Genomic DNA, 16769 nt, shown 5'->3' with positions numbered 1-16769 from the left:
CCCAGGGCCTGACACTCAGCCTCTGTGGGTCATCCGGGGGAACGGTTATCGTTCCGGATGGCGCCCCGTCGCTCCCCGGGAGTGACAGGGCGGCATGTTGCAGCAAGGGATGTCACAGTTCGCAGGAACGCAAACGGACCAAACTGGGCAAATTTCAGAGAACTGCGTGATCCGTCGCGGTGGAAATGTCGATATAGCGCCGGTCATAGTAAGTCAGCGGTTTGGCGTTTTCGCGATGATGGGCACCGATCAGTTCCCCGATGAAGATCGTGTGCGTGCCCACGCGATGACGGTCAACCGTCTTGCAGATCATGTTGGACTGCGCGTTGGCCAGCACCGGCACATCCATTTCATCGCGCCAGTCGCCGATTGCAAAGCGCTCCTCACCCTTCTTCGCCATGAAGCAATCCGCAACGTCACGATTGGCGAGCCCCAGCACATTCACGCAGAACCGCTCCGCCTCGAACAGCGGACCATGCGCCGAAGCATCCTGATTGATGCAGACGAGAATGGAGGGGGGATCAAAGCTCACAGACGAAAAAGCCGTGGCAACAATACCGGCACGCTGACCATCGACCTTGGTGGTGATCGCGTAAACCGCCGCAGCGATATGCCGCATGGTGCTCTGGAATTCGCTCAAGATTTCTTCGCTGTGCATTATGGCTCCTGGGGAGAGTGTTTGAACAGGCTTTGCACAAGCCGATATAGCCTTGCAACCGGGTATATAAAATTAAAATGTGACAATTTCAATTGCGCGAACATTTAAATGTGATAATACACGTGCATGAGCACATCAACCATCGATAAAGTCCGCGAACTGGTCTCATCGGGCCAGATGACGAAGGCCGCCCTCGCCCGGGCCGCCGGTCTCCATGCCAACACGCTGCGCGATTGTATCGAGCCCGCCTGGAACCCGACAACGGACACCCTGAGCAAGCTCGAACGCTTCCTTTCCGCGAATGACGATCGCCCTGTTCTGGTGCCGATCGAGGAAATTATCGATGAAGCGCGTAACGGTCGGATGTATATTCTGGTCGACGATGAAGATCGCGAAAACGAAGGCGATCTGATCATCCCGGCGCAAATGGCGACGCCTTCCGCCATCAATTTCATGGCAACCCATGGCCGCGGTCTGATCTGCCTGTCGATGACCGGGCAACGCTGCGAACAACTCGGCCTCAACGCCATGAGCCCAAGCAACGGCACGCGCCATGAAACCGCATTCACCGTTTCCATCGAAGCCCGTGAAGGTGTGACGACAGGCATTTCCGCCGGTGATCGGGCACGTACGATTTCGGTTGCGATTGATGGCACCAAAAGCCGTGATGATATCGTTACCCCCGGGCACGTCTTCCCGCTGCGCGCCCGCGATGGCGGCGTGCTTGTCCGCGCCGGTCATACCGAGGCCGCGGTCGATATTTCGCGGCTTGCGGGCCTGAACCCTTCCGGCGTGATCTGCGAGATCATGAAAGAAGATGGCAGCATGGCCCGGCTCGATGACCTTATTGGTTTTGCCCGCCTGCACGATCTGAAAATTGGCACGATCCGTGATCTGATCGAATATCGCCGCCGCAACGATCATCTGGTCGAATGTATTTCGCAATCGCCCTTTACCTCGGATTACGGCGGCGAATGGACGGCCAAAACTTATCGCGACAAAGTTGATGGCGCTGTCCATATCGTGCTTCAGAAGGGGCATGTGATCCCCGATGTGCCGACGCTGGTCCGCATGCATGCGATCTCCATTTTTTCGGACGTTCTGGGCCAGCCAGGTCCTTCCAAGCGCGTTCTGCAACGTGCCATGGTGGAAATCGGCAAGGAAGGCGCGGGGGTGATCGTACTGCTGATGCCAACCGATCCCGAACAACTCAGCCACGAGATTGGCGGCATCACCGCACCGGTCATGGATTTGCGCAGCTATGGTATTGGCGCCCAGATTCTGGCCGATCTTGGCGTGCACGAAATGGTCCTCATCACCAATACGCATCGCAATGTTGTCGCCATTGATGGATATGGCCTCAACATCGTCGACCAGCGCAGCATCCCCGAAAGTTGATTTCATGGCCCGTTTTTTGATTGTCGAAGCGCGTTTCTACGACCACCTCAACGATATGCTGGTGGCAGGCGCGCGCGCCGCGCTCGAACAGGCCGGGCATGAGGTGGAAGTCGTCACCGTGCCAGGCGCTCTTGAAATTCCCGGTACGATCGCCTTGGCTGATCAGTCGGACCTCTACGATGGCTTCGTCGCGATCGGGGTAGTCATCCGCGGCGAAACCTATCACTTCGAAATCGTGGCCGGTGAAAGTGCACGCGGCATCATGGCCCTGACCATGGACGGTGTCGCTATCGGCAACGGCATCCTGACTGTTGAAAACGAACAGCAGGCGCTCGTCCGGGCGGACCCGGCCCAGAAGAACAAGGGTGGCGAAGCTGCGCAAGCCGCACTGGCCCTCCACGCATTGCGGAACCGCTACGCGTGACCTGACCAACGCTTCATGCAACTATGCCCTGCAAGGAACCTTGAGGCATAGTTGCATGAACAGCCCCGCAGAATGGTTTGCCGCGATCGGCGCCGTCCTTGCCGCCAGCATGATTGCAGGCGATCTCGGTCGAAGAATCACCGGATGGGCCTTCGTGCTCTTCACACTCGTTTCCGTCGTGTGGGTAATCGCGGCTCTCGCCAACGGAACCATGCCGCTGGCCATTCAGAACGCGATCATGATCTGCGTGAATGGCTGGGGCATCTGGCAATATCTGCTCAGCCCCAAAAATCGCCAAAAGCTCGAGCGTATGGAGCAGATCGAGCATGAGGCGGAACAAGATATCGAGAACGGCCGCACCTGACGCGCATCGCAATCCGGCAGTCCCGAAAACATCCCCACGCACCACAACGGCACGTGGGGATGTTTCTGATTACGCGCTGCGTTTGCCGAAACAGGCCGCACCCGCATAGTGCGCCGCAGCACCAAGCTCTTCTTCGATGCGGATCAGCTGGTTGTACTTTGCAAGCCGATCCGAACGGGCCAGCGAACCGGTCTTGATCTGTCCGCAGTTCGTGGCGACGGCCAGGTCGGCAATGGTGGCATCTTCGGTTTCACCCGAACGGTGCGACATGACCGCCGTATAGGCATTGCGTTGCGCAATGCTGACGGCCTCAAGCGTTTCCGTGAGCGTACCGATCTGGTTGACCTTCACCAGCAACGAATTGGCGAGCCCCTTGCCAATACCCATTTCCAGACGACGCGGATTGGTCACGAACAGGTCGTCCCCGACCAGCTGGACTTTGTCGCCCACTTTCGCAGTGAGCGCAGCCCAGCCTTCGAAATCATCTTCGCTCATGCCGTCTTCGATTGAACGGATCGGGTAAGCGGAACAGAGATCCGCCAGATAATCGGCCATTTCAACACCGCTCAGCGAAAGACCTTCGCCGGAAATCTCATACTTGCCGTTCTTGAAGAACTCGGTCGAAGCACAATCCAGTGCCAGCGCGATTTCGCTGCCGGGCTTGAAACCGGCCTTCTCGATCGAGGCCATGACGAAATCCAGCGCATCGCGCGTGCTGGCGAGGTTGGGCGCAAAGCCCCCTTCATCGCCCACCGCCGTGGCCAGACCCTTTTCATGCAGCCCCTTCTTCAGGGTGTGAAACACTTCCGCGCCCCAACGCACCGCTTCCGCGATCGAATCGGCACCGATCGGCATGATCATGAATTCCTGGAAATCGATGGGATTGTCCGCATGTTCGCCGCCATTGATGATGTTCATCATCGGCACTGGCAGAACATGTGCGGACACGCCGCCGATGTACGAATAGAGCGGCAGCCCCCGCGCATTCGCGGCAGCCTTCGCAACGGCCAGACTGGTCCCCAGAATGGCATTTGCGCCGATACGCGCCTTGTTTTCCGTGCCATCCAGTTCGATCATCGCGAGATCGATGTCGCGCTGATCTTCGGCATCAAGTCCGAGAAGCGCTTCGGCGATTTCGCCGTTGACCGCGTCAACCGCCTTGGTCACACCCTTGCCCAGATACCGCGCCTTGTCGCCATCGCGCAGCTCGACCGCTTCGTGCGCACCAGTCGACGCGCCAGACGGCACAGCAGCGCGGCCGAAGCTGCCGTCATCCAGAAGCACATCGACTTCAACGGTGGGATTGCCCCGGCTGTCGAGAATTTCGCGGCCGTGGATGTCAATGATCGCGGTCATGGCTTAACGCTCCGTTTCATGCTGCAATGCATTATGATATGAATTGGTATGAAGATGCGGCCTCGTAGCTATGGGAACTATGGCAGGCAAGCCGCGTTGGAACAGAAGGCGGAAATTGCTATGATCCGCTTGAAAAACTTTTACTTCGGCACGTCAAAATGGGATCGTCAACATGCCTGAAAGCACCACCCAGAAGAACACGCGTTCCACAAAGGCAACGAACGACGAATCGGCTTCGGTCGATAACAAGGCGGAAGCCCGGTCAAAGTTCACTGCTGCGCTGGATGAGGCAAAGGCCGGTGTTGCTGCCTTGAGCCGTGAAGCACACGCGCAAGCAGACAGTTTCAAGGAGAAGGCGATGAACAAGCAGGCAGGCTGGCAGGACGACGCGAAAGCATACGGCGAACAGGCAAAAGCCAAGGCTGGTGACCTCGCCACGCAAGGCAAGGCCAAAACCAGCGAGGCACTCAGCGCCCTCGGCAAGAGCGTGGCCGACAATGCAGGCATGATCGACGACAAACTGGGCGAAAAGTATGGTGATTATGCCCGTTCCGCCGCACGTTCGATTCAGGAAACCGCCGCCAAGATCGATTCAAAGTCTGTCGAGGAACTGGGTGAAGACGCCAAGGAGTTCGTCCGCAAGAGCCCCGGCCTCGCTGTCGGTCTTGCCGCCGTTGCCGGCTTCCTTGTCGCGCGCATGTTCAAGGGATCGAAGGACTGAGCCCAGTCATAACAGCCATTGATCACACGACATGGACCATGGGGATCAGGCTCTGAAAGATCAGGACACTGCTACAGCAGGCGGTGACGACTCTTCGGTATTCGAAGACGTCGCCGCCCTGATTGACGATGGCCGGACACTGGTCGAAGCCGAACTGGCTTTCCAGAAAACCCGGCTGTCCTATGCCGGGCAACGGGGCACCACCGCGGCCCTTTTCGCGATTGCGGCGCTTGTTCTGGTCACGCTGGCGGTATTCGGGGTGATCGTCGGTGCGATCCTCGCTCTCACCCCTTCGCTTGGGGCTGTGGGGGCGACAGCTGTGGTCGCAGGCATCTTGCTGCTCATTGCCGGCATTTGCGCGGCAGTGGCCGCACAGAACGCCAGAATGATCGCGAAAGCATTCAGAAAAGACGATTGATGGGCAGCCGGGAACAACAACTCGAACAAGTTCGCGCCATGCGCGATGCGGCGCACGCCATCTTCCGCGCAGACGTCGATATCGTGCGATCGAGCCTGAAACCCGCCGCCCTGGCCGATCGTGCCGGCGGAAAGGTCGCCGATCTGACGAAAGCGGCGGGTGAAACCGTCCAACGCCACAGCGGCGCCTTGATGGGCGGCGCAGCGGCGCTCGCGGTTGGTGGCGCCCTGCTCTGGCTGGCGCGCGACCCCCTTGGCAAAGCGCTCACCACTTTGCGGGAAAAATTCGGCATGGCAGCGCTTGCCGAACCGGAAGACACGGACGGGGAACAAGAGGAAGAAACGCGATGAACGACCATTCCCGGCTTGAAGACATCCAGCGGCGCGTGGAAGCAGCCTCGGCCCGCAACATGGATCGTACGTCCCGACTGCGTCAGAGGACGGCAACTTTCATCGACAAACATCCGATTGCCACAGTGGCAGGCGGCCTTGTTGCCGGTGCAATCGTGGCTGCATTCCTGCCCAAACGGCAGGCAAACCCGAAGAATTCAGCGCGAGCACGCAAATGGTCGCTACTTGCAATCGACACGGGCCTGGCCCTCGCGCAACGCAGTTGGCAATCCGCACGCGCTGCCGGACGCGCTGGACAGGAAAGCCTGGAACAATTAGGAGATCGCGTATCGGACGGCACAGCCGGTCTGCGCAAGGGAATCGGGCGGCTTACTGAAGACACCGCACGAAATGTCCTGAACGCAGGTCAGCAAGCCTCCCAACAGGTGAAGAGCGTCTCCGAACGCATCGGATCGCATCTGCGCCACTGACCCACCGGTAAAGAGCGGGACTTGTCAGGAGGGGCCATTCGTCAGATCAAATTCGAGGGCCTTGAGCTTATGCAGCTTCTACACCTGGTAATGGGCGGTCGTGTTAAAGATCCGCAAAGTTTGGAATTCGAGAATCTCAATGACATCGACCTCGTCGGCGTGTTCGGCAGTTATGCCGAAGCCGAAGATGCGTGGCGCGGCAATGCGCAGCGTACCGTCGATGACGCCGAAATGAAGTACGTGATTGTCCATCTGCACAAATTGCTGGAACCGGCACTGCCGGAATCCTGAGTGCAACGAACATGGCACCGGGGCAGATGCCCCGGTCCAGTTCCTGATGGTCAGATGAACTCGATCTTGTCGACGAGATAGAAACGATCGCCCGAAGGGACGGTCACTTCGATTTCATCACCAACCTTGCGCCCGATCAACGCTTTCCCAAGCGGCGAATTATAGGAAATCCGACCAACTTTGGCGTCCGCTTCGGTTTGCCCAACGATCTGATAACGCACAGGCTTATTATCATCGTCGAACAGGGACACAGTGGCACCGAACACGATCCGGTCCCCCGAAAGCGTAGTGGGATCGATAATCTGGGCCCGTGTAACACGATCTTCGATATCAGCGATCTGCGCTTCAATCTGACCCTGCCGTTCCTTTGCCGCATGATATTCGGCATTTTCCGACAGGTCGCCATGCGCACGCGCTTCTTCGATCGCGTCAACCACACGCGGCCGTTCTTCCCTTAGGGCCTTCAGATCGGCAGTCAGCTTCTCATAGCCTTCTGCCAGCATCGGCACCTTTTCCATACCAACTACCCCATTTCTCTAAGCATCCCCGGTCCAAGATTCTCCGACCATTTACGCTCTGAAGAGAGCAAATGGCGGAAATCCAGTCCTGATGTCGGGAAGACGCTGGTGTCTTAGCCGTAATAATCCTGAAGCGAGCGCACTTCAAGGTCGCTGGTTTTTGCAGCGGCAATCGCCTTTGCCACAGCCACCGATGCCGCCGCCGTTGTGAAGTAAGGCACCTTGCCTTCCAACGCCGAAGCACGGATCGACTGCGAATCCTTCAGGCTTTGCCATCCTTCGGTGGTGTTGAAGACGATCGAGACCTCACCATCGATGATCTTGTCGACAACATGCGGGCGCCCTTCGAGCACCTTGTTCACCTTCTCCACCGGAAGCCCGGCTTCGACGAGGAAACGCTGCGTGCCTTCGGTAGCGATAACCTTGAAACCATTGGCAATCATCTGTTCGACAGCGGGCAGGATCACGGTCTTGTCGCTATCCTTGACGGACACGAACAGCACACCTTCTTCCGGCAGACGCAGCCCGGCGCCCAATTGCGATTTGTAGAACGCCATCGGGAAGGCCCGATCGATCCCCATCACCTCGCCCGTCGACTTCATCTCAGGGGAAAGCACCGGATCGGTACCGGGGAACCGTGCAAACGGGAAAACCGCTTCCTTTACGGCCATATAATCCACCTTGCGGCGAATTCCGGGCAGATCCGCAAGCTTTTCGCCAGCCATCACTCGCGCCGCAATCTTCGCCACCGGATCACCAATGGCTTTTGCAACAAACGGCACTGTGCGGCTGGCGCGCGGGTTCACCTCGATCAGGTAAACCTCACCGTCCTTCACCGCAAATTGGATGTTCATCAGCCCGCGCACATTCAGGCCATTGGCCAGTGCTTCAGCCTGCCGTTCCATCTCCGCGATGATTTCATCGGAAAGGCTGTAAGGCGGCAAGGTGCAGGCGCTATCGCCCGAGTGAACGCCGGCTTCCTCGATGTGCTGCATAACCCCGGCAACGACGACCTGATCACCATCGCAAAGCGCATCGACATCGCATTCGATCGCATCGCGCAGATACTGGTCAATCAGCACCGGGCTATCGCCCGACACGTTCACCGCCGTGGCGATGTAATTGTCCAACTGCGCCTCGGAATCCACGATTTCCATGGCCCGACCGCCCAGAACATAGGACGGACGCAGAAGCACGGGATAGCCGATACGCGCAGCCACGGCCGCAGCTTCATCCCGGCTGCGGGCAATCCCGTTGGCGGGTTGCCGCAAGCCCAGCTTCTCGACCAGTGCGGCGAACCGTTCCCGGTCTTCCGCAAGATCGATGGCATCAGGCGACGTCCCCAAAATCGGAATGCCTGCATCGGCAAGCGGCTGCGCCAGTTTCAACGGGGTCTGCCCGCCGAACTGCACAATCACCCCGACCAGTTCGCCCTTGCTCTGTTCAACGCGCAGAATCTCGAGCACATCTTCCGCCGTCAGCGGCTCAAAATAGAGGCGATCCGATGTGTCATAATCGGTGGACACCGTTTCCGGGTTGCAATTGATCATGATCGTTTCGAACCCGGCATCCTCGAGCGCAAAACAGGCATGGCAACAGCAATAATCGAATTCGATACCCTGACCGATCCGGTTGGGACCACCTCCAAGGATGACAATCTTGCGCCGGTCTGACGGCATGGATTCGTCTTCCGGTTCGCCAAAGGCTGGCGCTTCGTACGTGGAATACATGTAGGGCGTGATGGCTTCGAACTCGGCCGCGCAGCTGTCGATCCGCTTGAACACGGGATAGACACCCAGCTTGTGCCGCAACTCGCGCACTTCGTCCTCGCTCGTCGCACCCGCCATCGCGCGGATGGCATCGTGCAGCAGGCCGGAACGCTTGGCCTGGGTTTCGCCAAGACCGCCTGCGACATGGACCGAACGCACGGCCAGCGTGGCGAGCCGCTTGTCCGAAAAGCCCATTGCCTTCACACGGCGCATCCCGGCGGCATCCGTCGGCAAACCGTCGTGGGAAATCCGGGCCTCTTCGGCGATGATTTCCTCGATATGGCGCAGGAACCACTTGTCGTAAGCGGTGATCGCGTGGATTTCATCCACGGTGAACCCTTCGCGAAACGCCTGGGCAATCTTCAGAATGCGATCCGGTGCCCGCACCGCCAGTGCCGCCGTGATGGCTTCCCGGCCTGCGCCTTCCAGTTCGACCACGCGATTGAAACCGTCCAGTCCGGTTTCCAGACCGCGCAGCGCCTTCTGCATCGATTCCTTGAAGTTCCGGCCAATGGCCATGACTTCACCCACCGATTTCATCGCGGTCGAGAGTTCAGCCTTGGCGCCTTTGAACTTTTCAAAGGTAAAGCGCGGAATCTTGGTGACCACATAATCGATCGTCGGTTCGAAACTGGCCGGCGTTGCGCCGGTAATCTCGTTCGTGATTTCGTCGAGCGTGTAACCCACGGCAAGCTTGGCGGCGACGCGTGCGATCGGGAATCCGGTCGCCTTCGACGCAAGCGCCGATGAGCGCGACACGCGCGGGTTCATTTCGATCACGATCAGGCGGCCATCTTCCGGATTGACCGCGAACTGCACGTTCGAACCACCGGTTTCCACACCGATTTCACGCAGCACGGCAATGCTCGCCGAACGCATGATCTGGTATTCCTTGTCGGTCAGCGTCAACGCCGGAGCGACCGTAATGGAATCGCCCGTGTGCACGCCCATCGGATCGACGTTTTCGATGGAACAGATGATGATGCAGTTGTCGTGCTTGTCGCGCACGACCTCCATCTCGTATTCCTTCCAACCGAGCAGGCTTTCCTCGATCAGGACTTCGGTCGTCGGGCTGGCATCGAGGCCTTCCCGCACGATCTTTTCAAATTCCGCCTTGTTATAGGCGATACCGCCGCCCGTGCCGCCCAGGGTAAAGCTGGGGCGGATAATCGAAGGCAAGCCCGTGGTTTCCAGCACGGCGACCGCTTCCTCAAGCGTGTGAGCAACGCCGCTGCGCGCGCTTTCCAAACCGATCTTGTCCATCGCCTCGCGGAAACGCTGGCGATCCTCGGCCTTGTCGATCGCATCGGCATTGGCACCGATCATGGTCACGCCGAACTTCTCCAGCACCCCCATGCGTTCAAGATCGAGCGCACAATTCAGCGCGGTTTGCCCGCCCATCGTGGGCAGCAGCGCATCGGGGCGCTCCTTCTCGATGATCTTTGCGACCACTTCCGGCGTAATCGGTTCGACATAGGTCGCGTCCGCCATATCGGGGTCGGTCATGATTGTGGCCGGATTGGAGTTGACGAGGACCACGCGGTAGCCCTCCTCCTTCAGCGCCTTGATCGCCTGCGTGCCGGAATAGTCAAACTCGCACGCCTGGCCGATAATGATCGGGCCAGCACCGATGACGAGGATCGAGGAGATATCTGTGCGTTTGGGCATTAGCCGAGCGATCCCACAAATTTCTGGAAGAGATAGAAGCTGTCCATCGGACCGGGCGAGGCTTCAGGGTGGTACTGCACACCAAAGGCCTTCTTGCCCTTGATGGCAATGCCGCAGTTCGAACCGTCGAACAGGGAAACATGCGTTTCCTCGACCGTATCGGGCAAGCTCGCATTATCGACGGCAAAGCCATGGTTCATGCTGGTGATTTCCACCACGCCGTCTTCGAGACGCTTCACTGGGTGATTGGCACCGCGATGCCCCTGATGCATCTTCGAAGTTGTTGCACCTGCGGCGAGGCCCAGCATCTGATGGCCCAGACAAATGCCGAAGATCGGCATGTCCCGTTCGAGCAAGGCCTGGATCACCGGGACGGCGTATACGCCCGTTGCGGCGGGATCTCCGGGGCCGTTGGAGAGAAAGACGCCAGCGGGATTCAACCCCAACACGTCGTCCAGGGAGGATTGCCCCGGAAGAACCGTCACCCGTGCCCCGGCTTCCACCAGATTACGGAAGATATTGTCTTTCGCCCCGAAATCGAGCGCCACGACATGCGGACGGCTGTCATCGTCTTCGGCGGCATAGCCCTGCCCCAGGGTCCATGCACCACCACGCCATTCCTGCTGCGCAGTTCGCGACACGACTTTGGCGAGATCGAGCCCCTCCAGCCCCGGCCAGTCCCGTGCCTGCTGCAACAGCGCCGGAATATCGAAGTTGCCATCCGGATCATGCGCGATCACCGCATTCGGTGCGCCCGAAAGGCGAATACGCCGCGTCAGCGCACGCGTATCGATACCCGAAAGGCCAATTTTGCCGTTATCGACCATCCAGTCGGCAAAAGTACGTTCCGCACGGAAACTCGACGGCGGGGTCACGTCTTCACGAACGACGCAACCGACAGCGCCTTCGACAAGCGATTCGATATCTTCGTCGTTGGTGCCTACGTTACCTATATGCGGGAACGTGAATGTCACGATCTGCGCCGCATAGGACGGGTCGGTCATTACTTCCTGGTATCCGGTCATGGCCGTGTTGAAGCAGACTTCGCCCACCGAATGGCCGGTGGCGCCGAAGCCTTTGCCCCAGATCACGGTACCATCGGCGAGAACCAGAACGCCGGTCGCCCCATCGGGTTGGGGCGCGTGCAAAGAGGCGGCGTCGGCCATGGGGCAGCTCCGTCAGTCATAAAAGGGTTTGGCAATGTGCGCTAAGGCCCAGCGGCTAGACGTGGGCGGCCCCCGGGTCAAGCTATCGGTTCACAAATATATCAGGTATAGTGCGCAGCCCGTTTTCACGGCCCCCTAAATCATTGAGAGGAAAGCTTTTCCGATGCTTCGCGATTCGATCACGCAGGCCCAGAAAGATGCCATGAAAGCCCGCGAGAAGGAACGCCTCGCGGCGATCCGTCTGATCCTGGCCAAGATCAAGGACCGCGATATCGAATTGCGGACGGCCACGGCGACGGGCGACGATGACGCCACAATCAGCGAAGTCCTGCAGAAGATGGCCAAGCAACGCCGCGAATCCATCACAATGTACGAACAAGGCGGCCGACAGGAACTCGCCGATCAGGAAAAGGCCGAACTTGCGGTCATCGAGGAATTCCTGCCGCAGCAGATGTCCGAAGCCGATGTCACGGCGGCTATCGAATCGATCAAGGCGGAAATCGGTGCCGAATCGGTCAAGGATATGGGCAAGGTAATGGCGGAACTGAAAGCGCGCTTCGCCGGACAGATGGATTTCGGCAAGGCATCCGGGCTCGTGAAGGCCAGCTTCGGCTGACCTGATCGACAGCCGTGTCACTTTCCCCCCAATGGCTGGATGAACTTCGCGCCCGTATCACGCTGTCGAGCGTGATCATGCGGACCGATAAGCTCACCCGCGCCGGACGGGAATGGAAAGCCTGCTGCCCCTTCCATAATGAGAAGACGCCCAGCTTCACCGTCAACGACGAAAAGGGCTTTTACCACTGCTTCGGCTGCGGGGCACATGGCGACGTTATCCGGTGGATGACAGACCAGCGTGGGCTATCGTTCATGGATGCCGTGCGCGATCTGGCCGCACAAGCTGGCATGGAAGTCCCGCAGCCGGACCCAAGAGAGGCCCGCAAGGCCGAACAACGCGCCGGCCTGCACGATGTCATGCAGGCTGCGCAGAACTGGTTTGTGGCCAATCTCGCAGGCGGGAACGGCGGCGACGCGCGTGCTTATCTGGAATCGCGCGGGTTCAATGCACGCACGGTAGAACGTTTTGGCTTCGGCTATGCCCCGGACAGCCGTACCGCGCTAAAACAGGCGCTTGAGCCGTTCGAGGAGGCGATGCTGGTCGAAGGCGGCCTGCGCATCGCCGTCGACGACAAGCCGCCGTATGATCGTTTTCGCGACCGCCTGATGCTACCCATTCAGGATGCGCGTGGGCGGGTTATCGCGTTTGGCGGGCGCATCCTGACAAAGGACAAGACCGACGCCCCCAAGTATCTCAATTCCCCTGACACCCCACTGTTTGACAAAGGGCGCACCCTTTACAATCTGCACCGGGCAGGACCGGCTTCCCGCCAGACCCACCGGATCGTCGTGGTTGAAGGGTACATGGATGTCATTGCGCTGGCCGCCGCCGGGATCGAAGAAGCCGTTGCGCCGCTGGGTACCGCGCTGACCGAACAGCAGATCGAGATGCTCTGGCGGCTCGTCGATGTGCCCATCCTGTGTTTCGATGGCGATACCGCCGGCCAACGGGCCGCCATGCGAGCCGCGACTCGGGCTCTTCCCCTGCTCCGCCCCGGTCATTCCCTGGCCATTGTGCGGCTGCCTGCCGGCCTTGATCCTGACGATCTGCTCAAGACTCAGGGGCGCGATGCATTGGAACACCTCCTCCGCAATCCCATCAGCCTGCTCGAAACACTGTGGGATCATGAACATGCGGCCAAACCATTGGCGACGCCGGAAGACAAGGCTGGCCTGAAGGCGCGCCTGATGGACCATGTCGACGCGATTGCGCATCCCGATATCAAGGCGCTGTATCGCCGCGAGTTGCTCGACCGGTTTTCCGCCTTTGCCTACCCCCCGCGCGAACCTCGCGCCCCGGCCGCACCGCGCACGGGGTTCAAACGTGGATTCGCCGCGCCGGCCCAATCCCCCGGGCTTTCCGAAAACTCCGCCCGTCGCTTGCGCGGGCTTGCGCAAGGTGGCGGCAGGGATGTTCTGGCAAGTGCGGTAATCGCCGGTTTGGCCCGCTTTCCGGACCAGCTTCACCGTCACGCCGACGCGCTGGCAAGCTATGTTCCTGGCGATCCCGCAACCGCAAAAGCGATAGACGTGTTACTTGATCATGCCGAAACGCTTGAAAATGGCGCGCGTAGCCCCATAAAGGAGTTGCGAAGCCTTGCAACGCCGCCGGATCATGCTCGTTATTCCTTCCTGTTGGAAGATCCGCATCCGCAGTCTGCCCGCGAGGACTTGGCCGAAGCCGTCGCCATGCTGGTGGAACGGCCCGCGCTCGAAGCGGCCCTTGTGGCTGCGGCGGCGCGGTTCGATTCCGATCCGGAAGGCGCCATTGCCGAGCAACAGCGCCTGCGCGAAAGAAAGCTGGCATTGGAAGAGCGGTTGAGGCAATTGGCCCGACAACGCGTCGTCGCGCCAACACAGGAAGAGTCATCGCCTGCCGCTGCCAATACGGCGCAGGACGAACAGGGAATGGACTGAAAACGAATATGGCGTCCGAAGCGAACACAGACAGCAACGATGCACCGCTGATCGACCTCAATGAAGCTTCCATCAAAAAACTGATCGCGCGTGCGAAACGTCGTGGTTTTGTGACAGTGGATGAGCTGAATGAGGCGCTGCCGCAGGATCAGATGTCTTCAGAACAGATCGAAGACATTATGTCCGCCATTTCTGAAATGGGCGTCAACATCGTGGAAAGCGATGAGGATGCCGAAGGGCAGGAAGATGATTCCAGCGTCGATGAAATCGGCATGGACGATAATCCCAAGCTGATCACCGAAGCGCCCAAGAAGAAAGAAACGGTGGAGCGCACCGACGACCCCGTGCGCATGTACTTGCGCGAAATGGGCGCCGTCGAACTGCTCAGCCGCGAAGGCGAAATCGCCATCGCCAAGCGGATCGAGGCCGGTCGCGACACCATGATTATGGGCCTGTGCGAAAGCCCGATCACCTTCCACGCCATTATTCAGTGGTCCGAAGCCCTCAATAACGAGGAAATGCAGCTGCGCGAGATTCTCGATCTCGACGCCATGCTTTCCAAGGAACCTCCGGTCGAGAAGATGGAGGAAGACGGCGACGATAACGGCGAAATCAGCGAAGAAACCGCTGGCCCCTCCTACAAGGAGGATGACGACATCGAAGAGGAGGAGGAAAACTCCGACGACGAGGATGGCGAAGGCGGCAGCCGTCGGCGCGAGGAAGAGGACGAGGATGACAACACCCTCTCGCTCGCCCAGATGGAAGCTGCGCTGAAGCCGGAAGCGCTCGAAACCTTCGACCGCATCACCAAGCTGTTCCGCAAGTTCGAAAAAATTCAGGCAGAGCGCGTCGACGCCCTTGGCCGGGGCGACGATTTCCCCGCAGCCAAGGAAAAACAATACGAAACGCTGCGTGAAGAACTGACAGCAGAAGTCGAAAGCGTGCAGTTCCACGCCACCAAGATCGAATTCCTGGTCGACAACCTCTACACCTTCAACCGCCGCCTCACGGCGCTTGGCGGGCAGATGCTGCGCCTTGCAGAACGGCACAAGGTCCCGCGCAAGGACTTCCTCGATTCCTACGTCGGCCACGAACTGGACGACGGCTGGCTGCAAAGCCACGCCAAGAAGGACAAGAAGTGGGCGGCCTTCGTCGAAAACGAAGCGGCTGCGGTGGAACGTATCCGCGCCGAAATCGCCGATATCGCCAGCCAGACCGGCATGAGCCTCAGCGAATTTCGCCGGATCGTGAACATGGTCCAGAAGGCAGAGCGTGAAGCACGCATCGCCAAGAAGGAAATGGTCGAGGCGAACCTGCGTCTCGTGATTTCCATCGCCAAGAAGTACACCAACCGCGGCCTGCAGTTCCTCGACCTCATTCAGGAAGGCAACATCGGATTGATGAAGGCGGTCGACAAGTTCGAATACCGCCGTGGCTACAAGTTCAGCACGTATGCCACATGGTGGATTCGTCAGGCGATCACCCGCTCTATCGCTGATCAGGCGCGCACGATCCGTATCCCGGTCCACATGATCGAAACGATCAACAAGCTGGTCCGCACGAGCCGCCAGTTCCTGCACGAACAGGGCCGCGAACCGACGCCGGAAGAAATGGCCGAGCGTCTGTCGATGCCGCTCGAAAAAGTTCGCAAGGTGATGAAGATCGCCAAGGAACCGATTTCTCTCGAAACGCCGATTGGGGACGAGGAAGATTCCCACCTCGGCGATTTCATCGAGGACAAGAACGCGATCATTCCGGTCGACGCAGCGATTCAGGCCAACCTCAAGGAAACGGTTACCCGTGTTCTTGCCAGCCTGACCCCGCGCGAAGAACGCGTGCTGCGCATGCGTTTCGGCATCGGCATGAATACCGATCACACGCTGGAAGAAGTCGGGCAGCAGTTTTCGGTCACCCGCGAACGTATCCGCCAGATCGAAGCCAAGGCGCTGCGCAAGCTCAAGCACCCGAGCCGCAGCCGGAAGATGCGCTCGTTCCTCGATCAATGACGTTTGCCGCATCCCGTCTCGGCGCAATCGGCACACTGCTTCTGGCAGTTGCCGCAACACCGCAGACGGGATGGGCGCAATCGCCTGACAAACCCGCCGCCGATGCGGCCAATCCGGCAACACCTCCGGTTAATCCGGATGCCTTGGCACTGGCGCGGGACATCATCGCAGCCGGTATCGCTGAAAAAGATCGCTCTGCGGTTTTTGAAGGCGTGATCAATCTTGTTCGTTCCAGGGCCGCCGCCGAAATACCCTACGCCCCGTTCGACAAAGAACCTGGGCTGAACGCGATTTACAAGCGTTACGATGCGGCCTTGCGCGCACGGCTGGATGCATTGATCGCCGCGCGTATCCCGGCGATGTATGAACATCTGGCAATTGCCTATGCGCAGGAATTCAGCATGAATGAACTGCGCGACATTCGCACGTTCATGGCATCGTCCAGCGGTCGTGGTTTCCTGTCGCGTAGCAATGCCACGATGGCGAACCCTGCAATTCTTCAATTCTATGAAACGGTTCTAGAAGAGGGCAGGCGCATTGCCGACCCGATGACAGAATCCTTACGCAACGAACTGGAAGAATACGGGGAAAAGCACCCGGAGGCGGTTCAGCGCTTTATGGATTCCCAAGACAAATAGACGGAATCCGATGCGCCCC

17 protein-coding genes are annotated in these 16769 nt (G+C 59.1%); 12 read left to right on the top strand and 5 right to left on the bottom strand.

What is annotated here, in order from left to right; genetic code table 11:
• Window positions 1–154: 154 nt before the first annotated feature.
• A complete protein-coding gene (locus tag EGO55_RS18005) occupies window positions 155–658 on the bottom strand; it encodes a flavin reductase family protein (RefSeq protein WP_021690742.1) in 504 nt (167 codons plus the stop codon).
• A gap of 126 nt (window positions 659–784) precedes the next feature.
• Here EGO55_RS18005 and ribB point away from each other — a divergent pair, with 126 nt between their 5' ends.
• From ribB to EGO55_RS17990, 3 genes are read left to right on the top strand one after another with little or no spacing between them, the layout of a single operon-like run.
• A complete protein-coding gene (gene ribB, locus EGO55_RS18000) occupies window positions 785–2056 on the top strand; it encodes a 3,4-dihydroxy-2-butanone-4-phosphate synthase (protein WP_021690743.1) in 1272 nt (423 codons plus the stop codon).
• A gap of 4 nt (window positions 2057–2060) precedes the next feature.
• On the top strand, window positions 2061–2480 hold the full coding sequence (ribH, locus tag EGO55_RS17995; protein ID WP_021690744.1) for a 6,7-dimethyl-8-ribityllumazine synthase: 420 nt from the start codon (window positions 2061–2063) through the stop codon (window positions 2478–2480).
• A gap of 55 nt (window positions 2481–2535) precedes the next feature.
• Window positions 2536–2844: a hypothetical protein gene (locus EGO55_RS17990; protein WP_021690745.1), complete on the top strand. Its 309-nt coding sequence runs from the start codon at window positions 2536–2538 to the stop codon at window positions 2842–2844.
• 69 nt (window positions 2845–2913) lie between these two features.
• Here EGO55_RS17990 and eno read toward each other — a convergent pair whose 3' ends face one another.
• Window positions 2914–4200, bottom strand: a complete 1287-nt coding sequence (eno, locus tag EGO55_RS17985; RefSeq protein ID WP_021690746.1) for a phosphopyruvate hydratase — start codon at window positions 4198–4200, stop codon at window positions 2914–2916.
• A gap of 172 nt (window positions 4201–4372) precedes the next feature.
• On the opposite strand from eno, the gene EGO55_RS17980 reads away from it, so the two are divergent.
• From EGO55_RS17980 to EGO55_RS17960, 5 genes are all read left to right on the top strand, one after another.
• Window positions 4373–4921 carry a hypothetical protein gene (locus EGO55_RS17980; protein WP_021690747.1) on the top strand — a complete coding sequence of 183 codons (549 nt, stop codon included), beginning with the start codon at window positions 4373–4375 and terminating at the stop codon, window positions 4919–4921.
• A gap of 31 nt (window positions 4922–4952) precedes the next feature.
• Window positions 4953–5339, top strand: coding sequence for a phage holin family protein (locus EGO55_RS17975; protein WP_021690748.1), 387 nt, complete (start codon window positions 4953–4955; stop codon window positions 5337–5339).
• Window positions 5339–5689 carry a hypothetical protein gene (locus tag EGO55_RS17970; protein WP_021690749.1) on the top strand — a complete coding sequence of 117 codons (351 nt, stop codon included), beginning with the start codon at window positions 5339–5341 and terminating at the stop codon, window positions 5687–5689. The genes EGO55_RS17975 and EGO55_RS17970 overlap by 1 nt, the downstream gene beginning before the upstream one ends.
• Complete coding sequence (locus EGO55_RS17965; protein ID WP_021690750.1) at window positions 5686–6159, top strand: hypothetical protein; 474 nt, start codon at window positions 5686–5688, stop codon at window positions 6157–6159. Before EGO55_RS17970 ends, EGO55_RS17965 begins: the two co-directional genes overlap by 4 nt.
• 69 nt (window positions 6160–6228) lie before the next feature.
• Window positions 6229–6450 (top strand): DUF4170 domain-containing protein, encoded by a 222-nt coding sequence (locus tag EGO55_RS17960; RefSeq protein ID WP_040716100.1) that lies wholly within the window; start codon window positions 6229–6231, stop codon window positions 6448–6450.
• Window positions 6451–6500: 50 nt separating this feature from the next.
• On the opposite strand, the gene greA is transcribed toward EGO55_RS17960, so the two are convergent.
• The 3 genes from greA to carA form a co-directional block, all read right to left on the bottom strand.
• Window positions 6501–6968, bottom strand: coding sequence for a transcription elongation factor GreA (gene greA, locus EGO55_RS17955; protein ID WP_021690752.1), 468 nt, complete (start codon window positions 6966–6968; stop codon window positions 6501–6503).
• Between the two features lie 113 nt (window positions 6969–7081).
• On the bottom strand, window positions 7082–10405 hold the full coding sequence (gene carB, locus EGO55_RS17950) for a carbamoyl-phosphate synthase large subunit (RefSeq protein WP_021690753.1): 3324 nt from the start codon (window positions 10403–10405) through the stop codon (window positions 7082–7084).
• The gene (carA, locus tag EGO55_RS17945) at window positions 10405–11571 is read right to left on the bottom strand and encodes a glutamine-hydrolyzing carbamoyl-phosphate synthase small subunit (RefSeq protein WP_021690754.1); all 1167 of its coding nucleotides are present in this window, start codon (window positions 11569–11571) and stop codon (window positions 10405–10407) included. Before carA ends, carB begins: the two co-directional genes overlap by 1 nt.
• Window positions 11572–11734: 163 nt before the next feature.
• Here carA and EGO55_RS17940 point away from each other — a divergent pair, with 163 nt between their 5' ends.
• Genes EGO55_RS17940 through EGO55_RS17925 form a run of 4 tightly spaced genes read left to right on the top strand, consistent with a single transcriptional unit; the run spans window position 11735 to window position 16750 of the window.
• A complete protein-coding gene (locus EGO55_RS17940) occupies window positions 11735–12187 on the top strand; it encodes a GatB/YqeY domain-containing protein (protein WP_021690755.1) in 453 nt (150 codons plus the stop codon).
• A gap of 14 nt (window positions 12188–12201) precedes the next feature.
• The gene (dnaG, locus tag EGO55_RS17935; protein ID WP_021690756.1) at window positions 12202–14106 is read left to right on the top strand and encodes a DNA primase; all 1905 of its coding nucleotides are present in this window, start codon (window positions 12202–12204) and stop codon (window positions 14104–14106) included.
• A gap of 8 nt (window positions 14107–14114) precedes the next feature.
• The gene (rpoD, locus tag EGO55_RS17930; RefSeq protein WP_021690757.1) at window positions 14115–16112 is read left to right on the top strand and encodes an RNA polymerase sigma factor RpoD; all 1998 of its coding nucleotides are present in this window, start codon (window positions 14115–14117) and stop codon (window positions 16110–16112) included.
• Window positions 16109–16750, top strand: a complete 642-nt coding sequence (locus EGO55_RS17925; RefSeq protein ID WP_021690758.1) for a DUF2059 domain-containing protein — start codon at window positions 16109–16111, stop codon at window positions 16748–16750. The genes rpoD and EGO55_RS17925 overlap by 4 nt, the downstream gene beginning before the upstream one ends.
• The last annotated feature ends 19 nt before the right edge of the window (window positions 16751–16769 follow it).

The sequence above is a fragment of the Caenibius tardaugens NBRC 16725 genome, assembly GCF_003860345.1.
Taxonomy (GTDB): Bacteria; Pseudomonadota; Alphaproteobacteria; order Sphingomonadales; family Sphingomonadaceae; genus Caenibius; species Caenibius tardaugens.
This window is presented reverse-complemented; position numbering and strand designations above follow the sequence as displayed.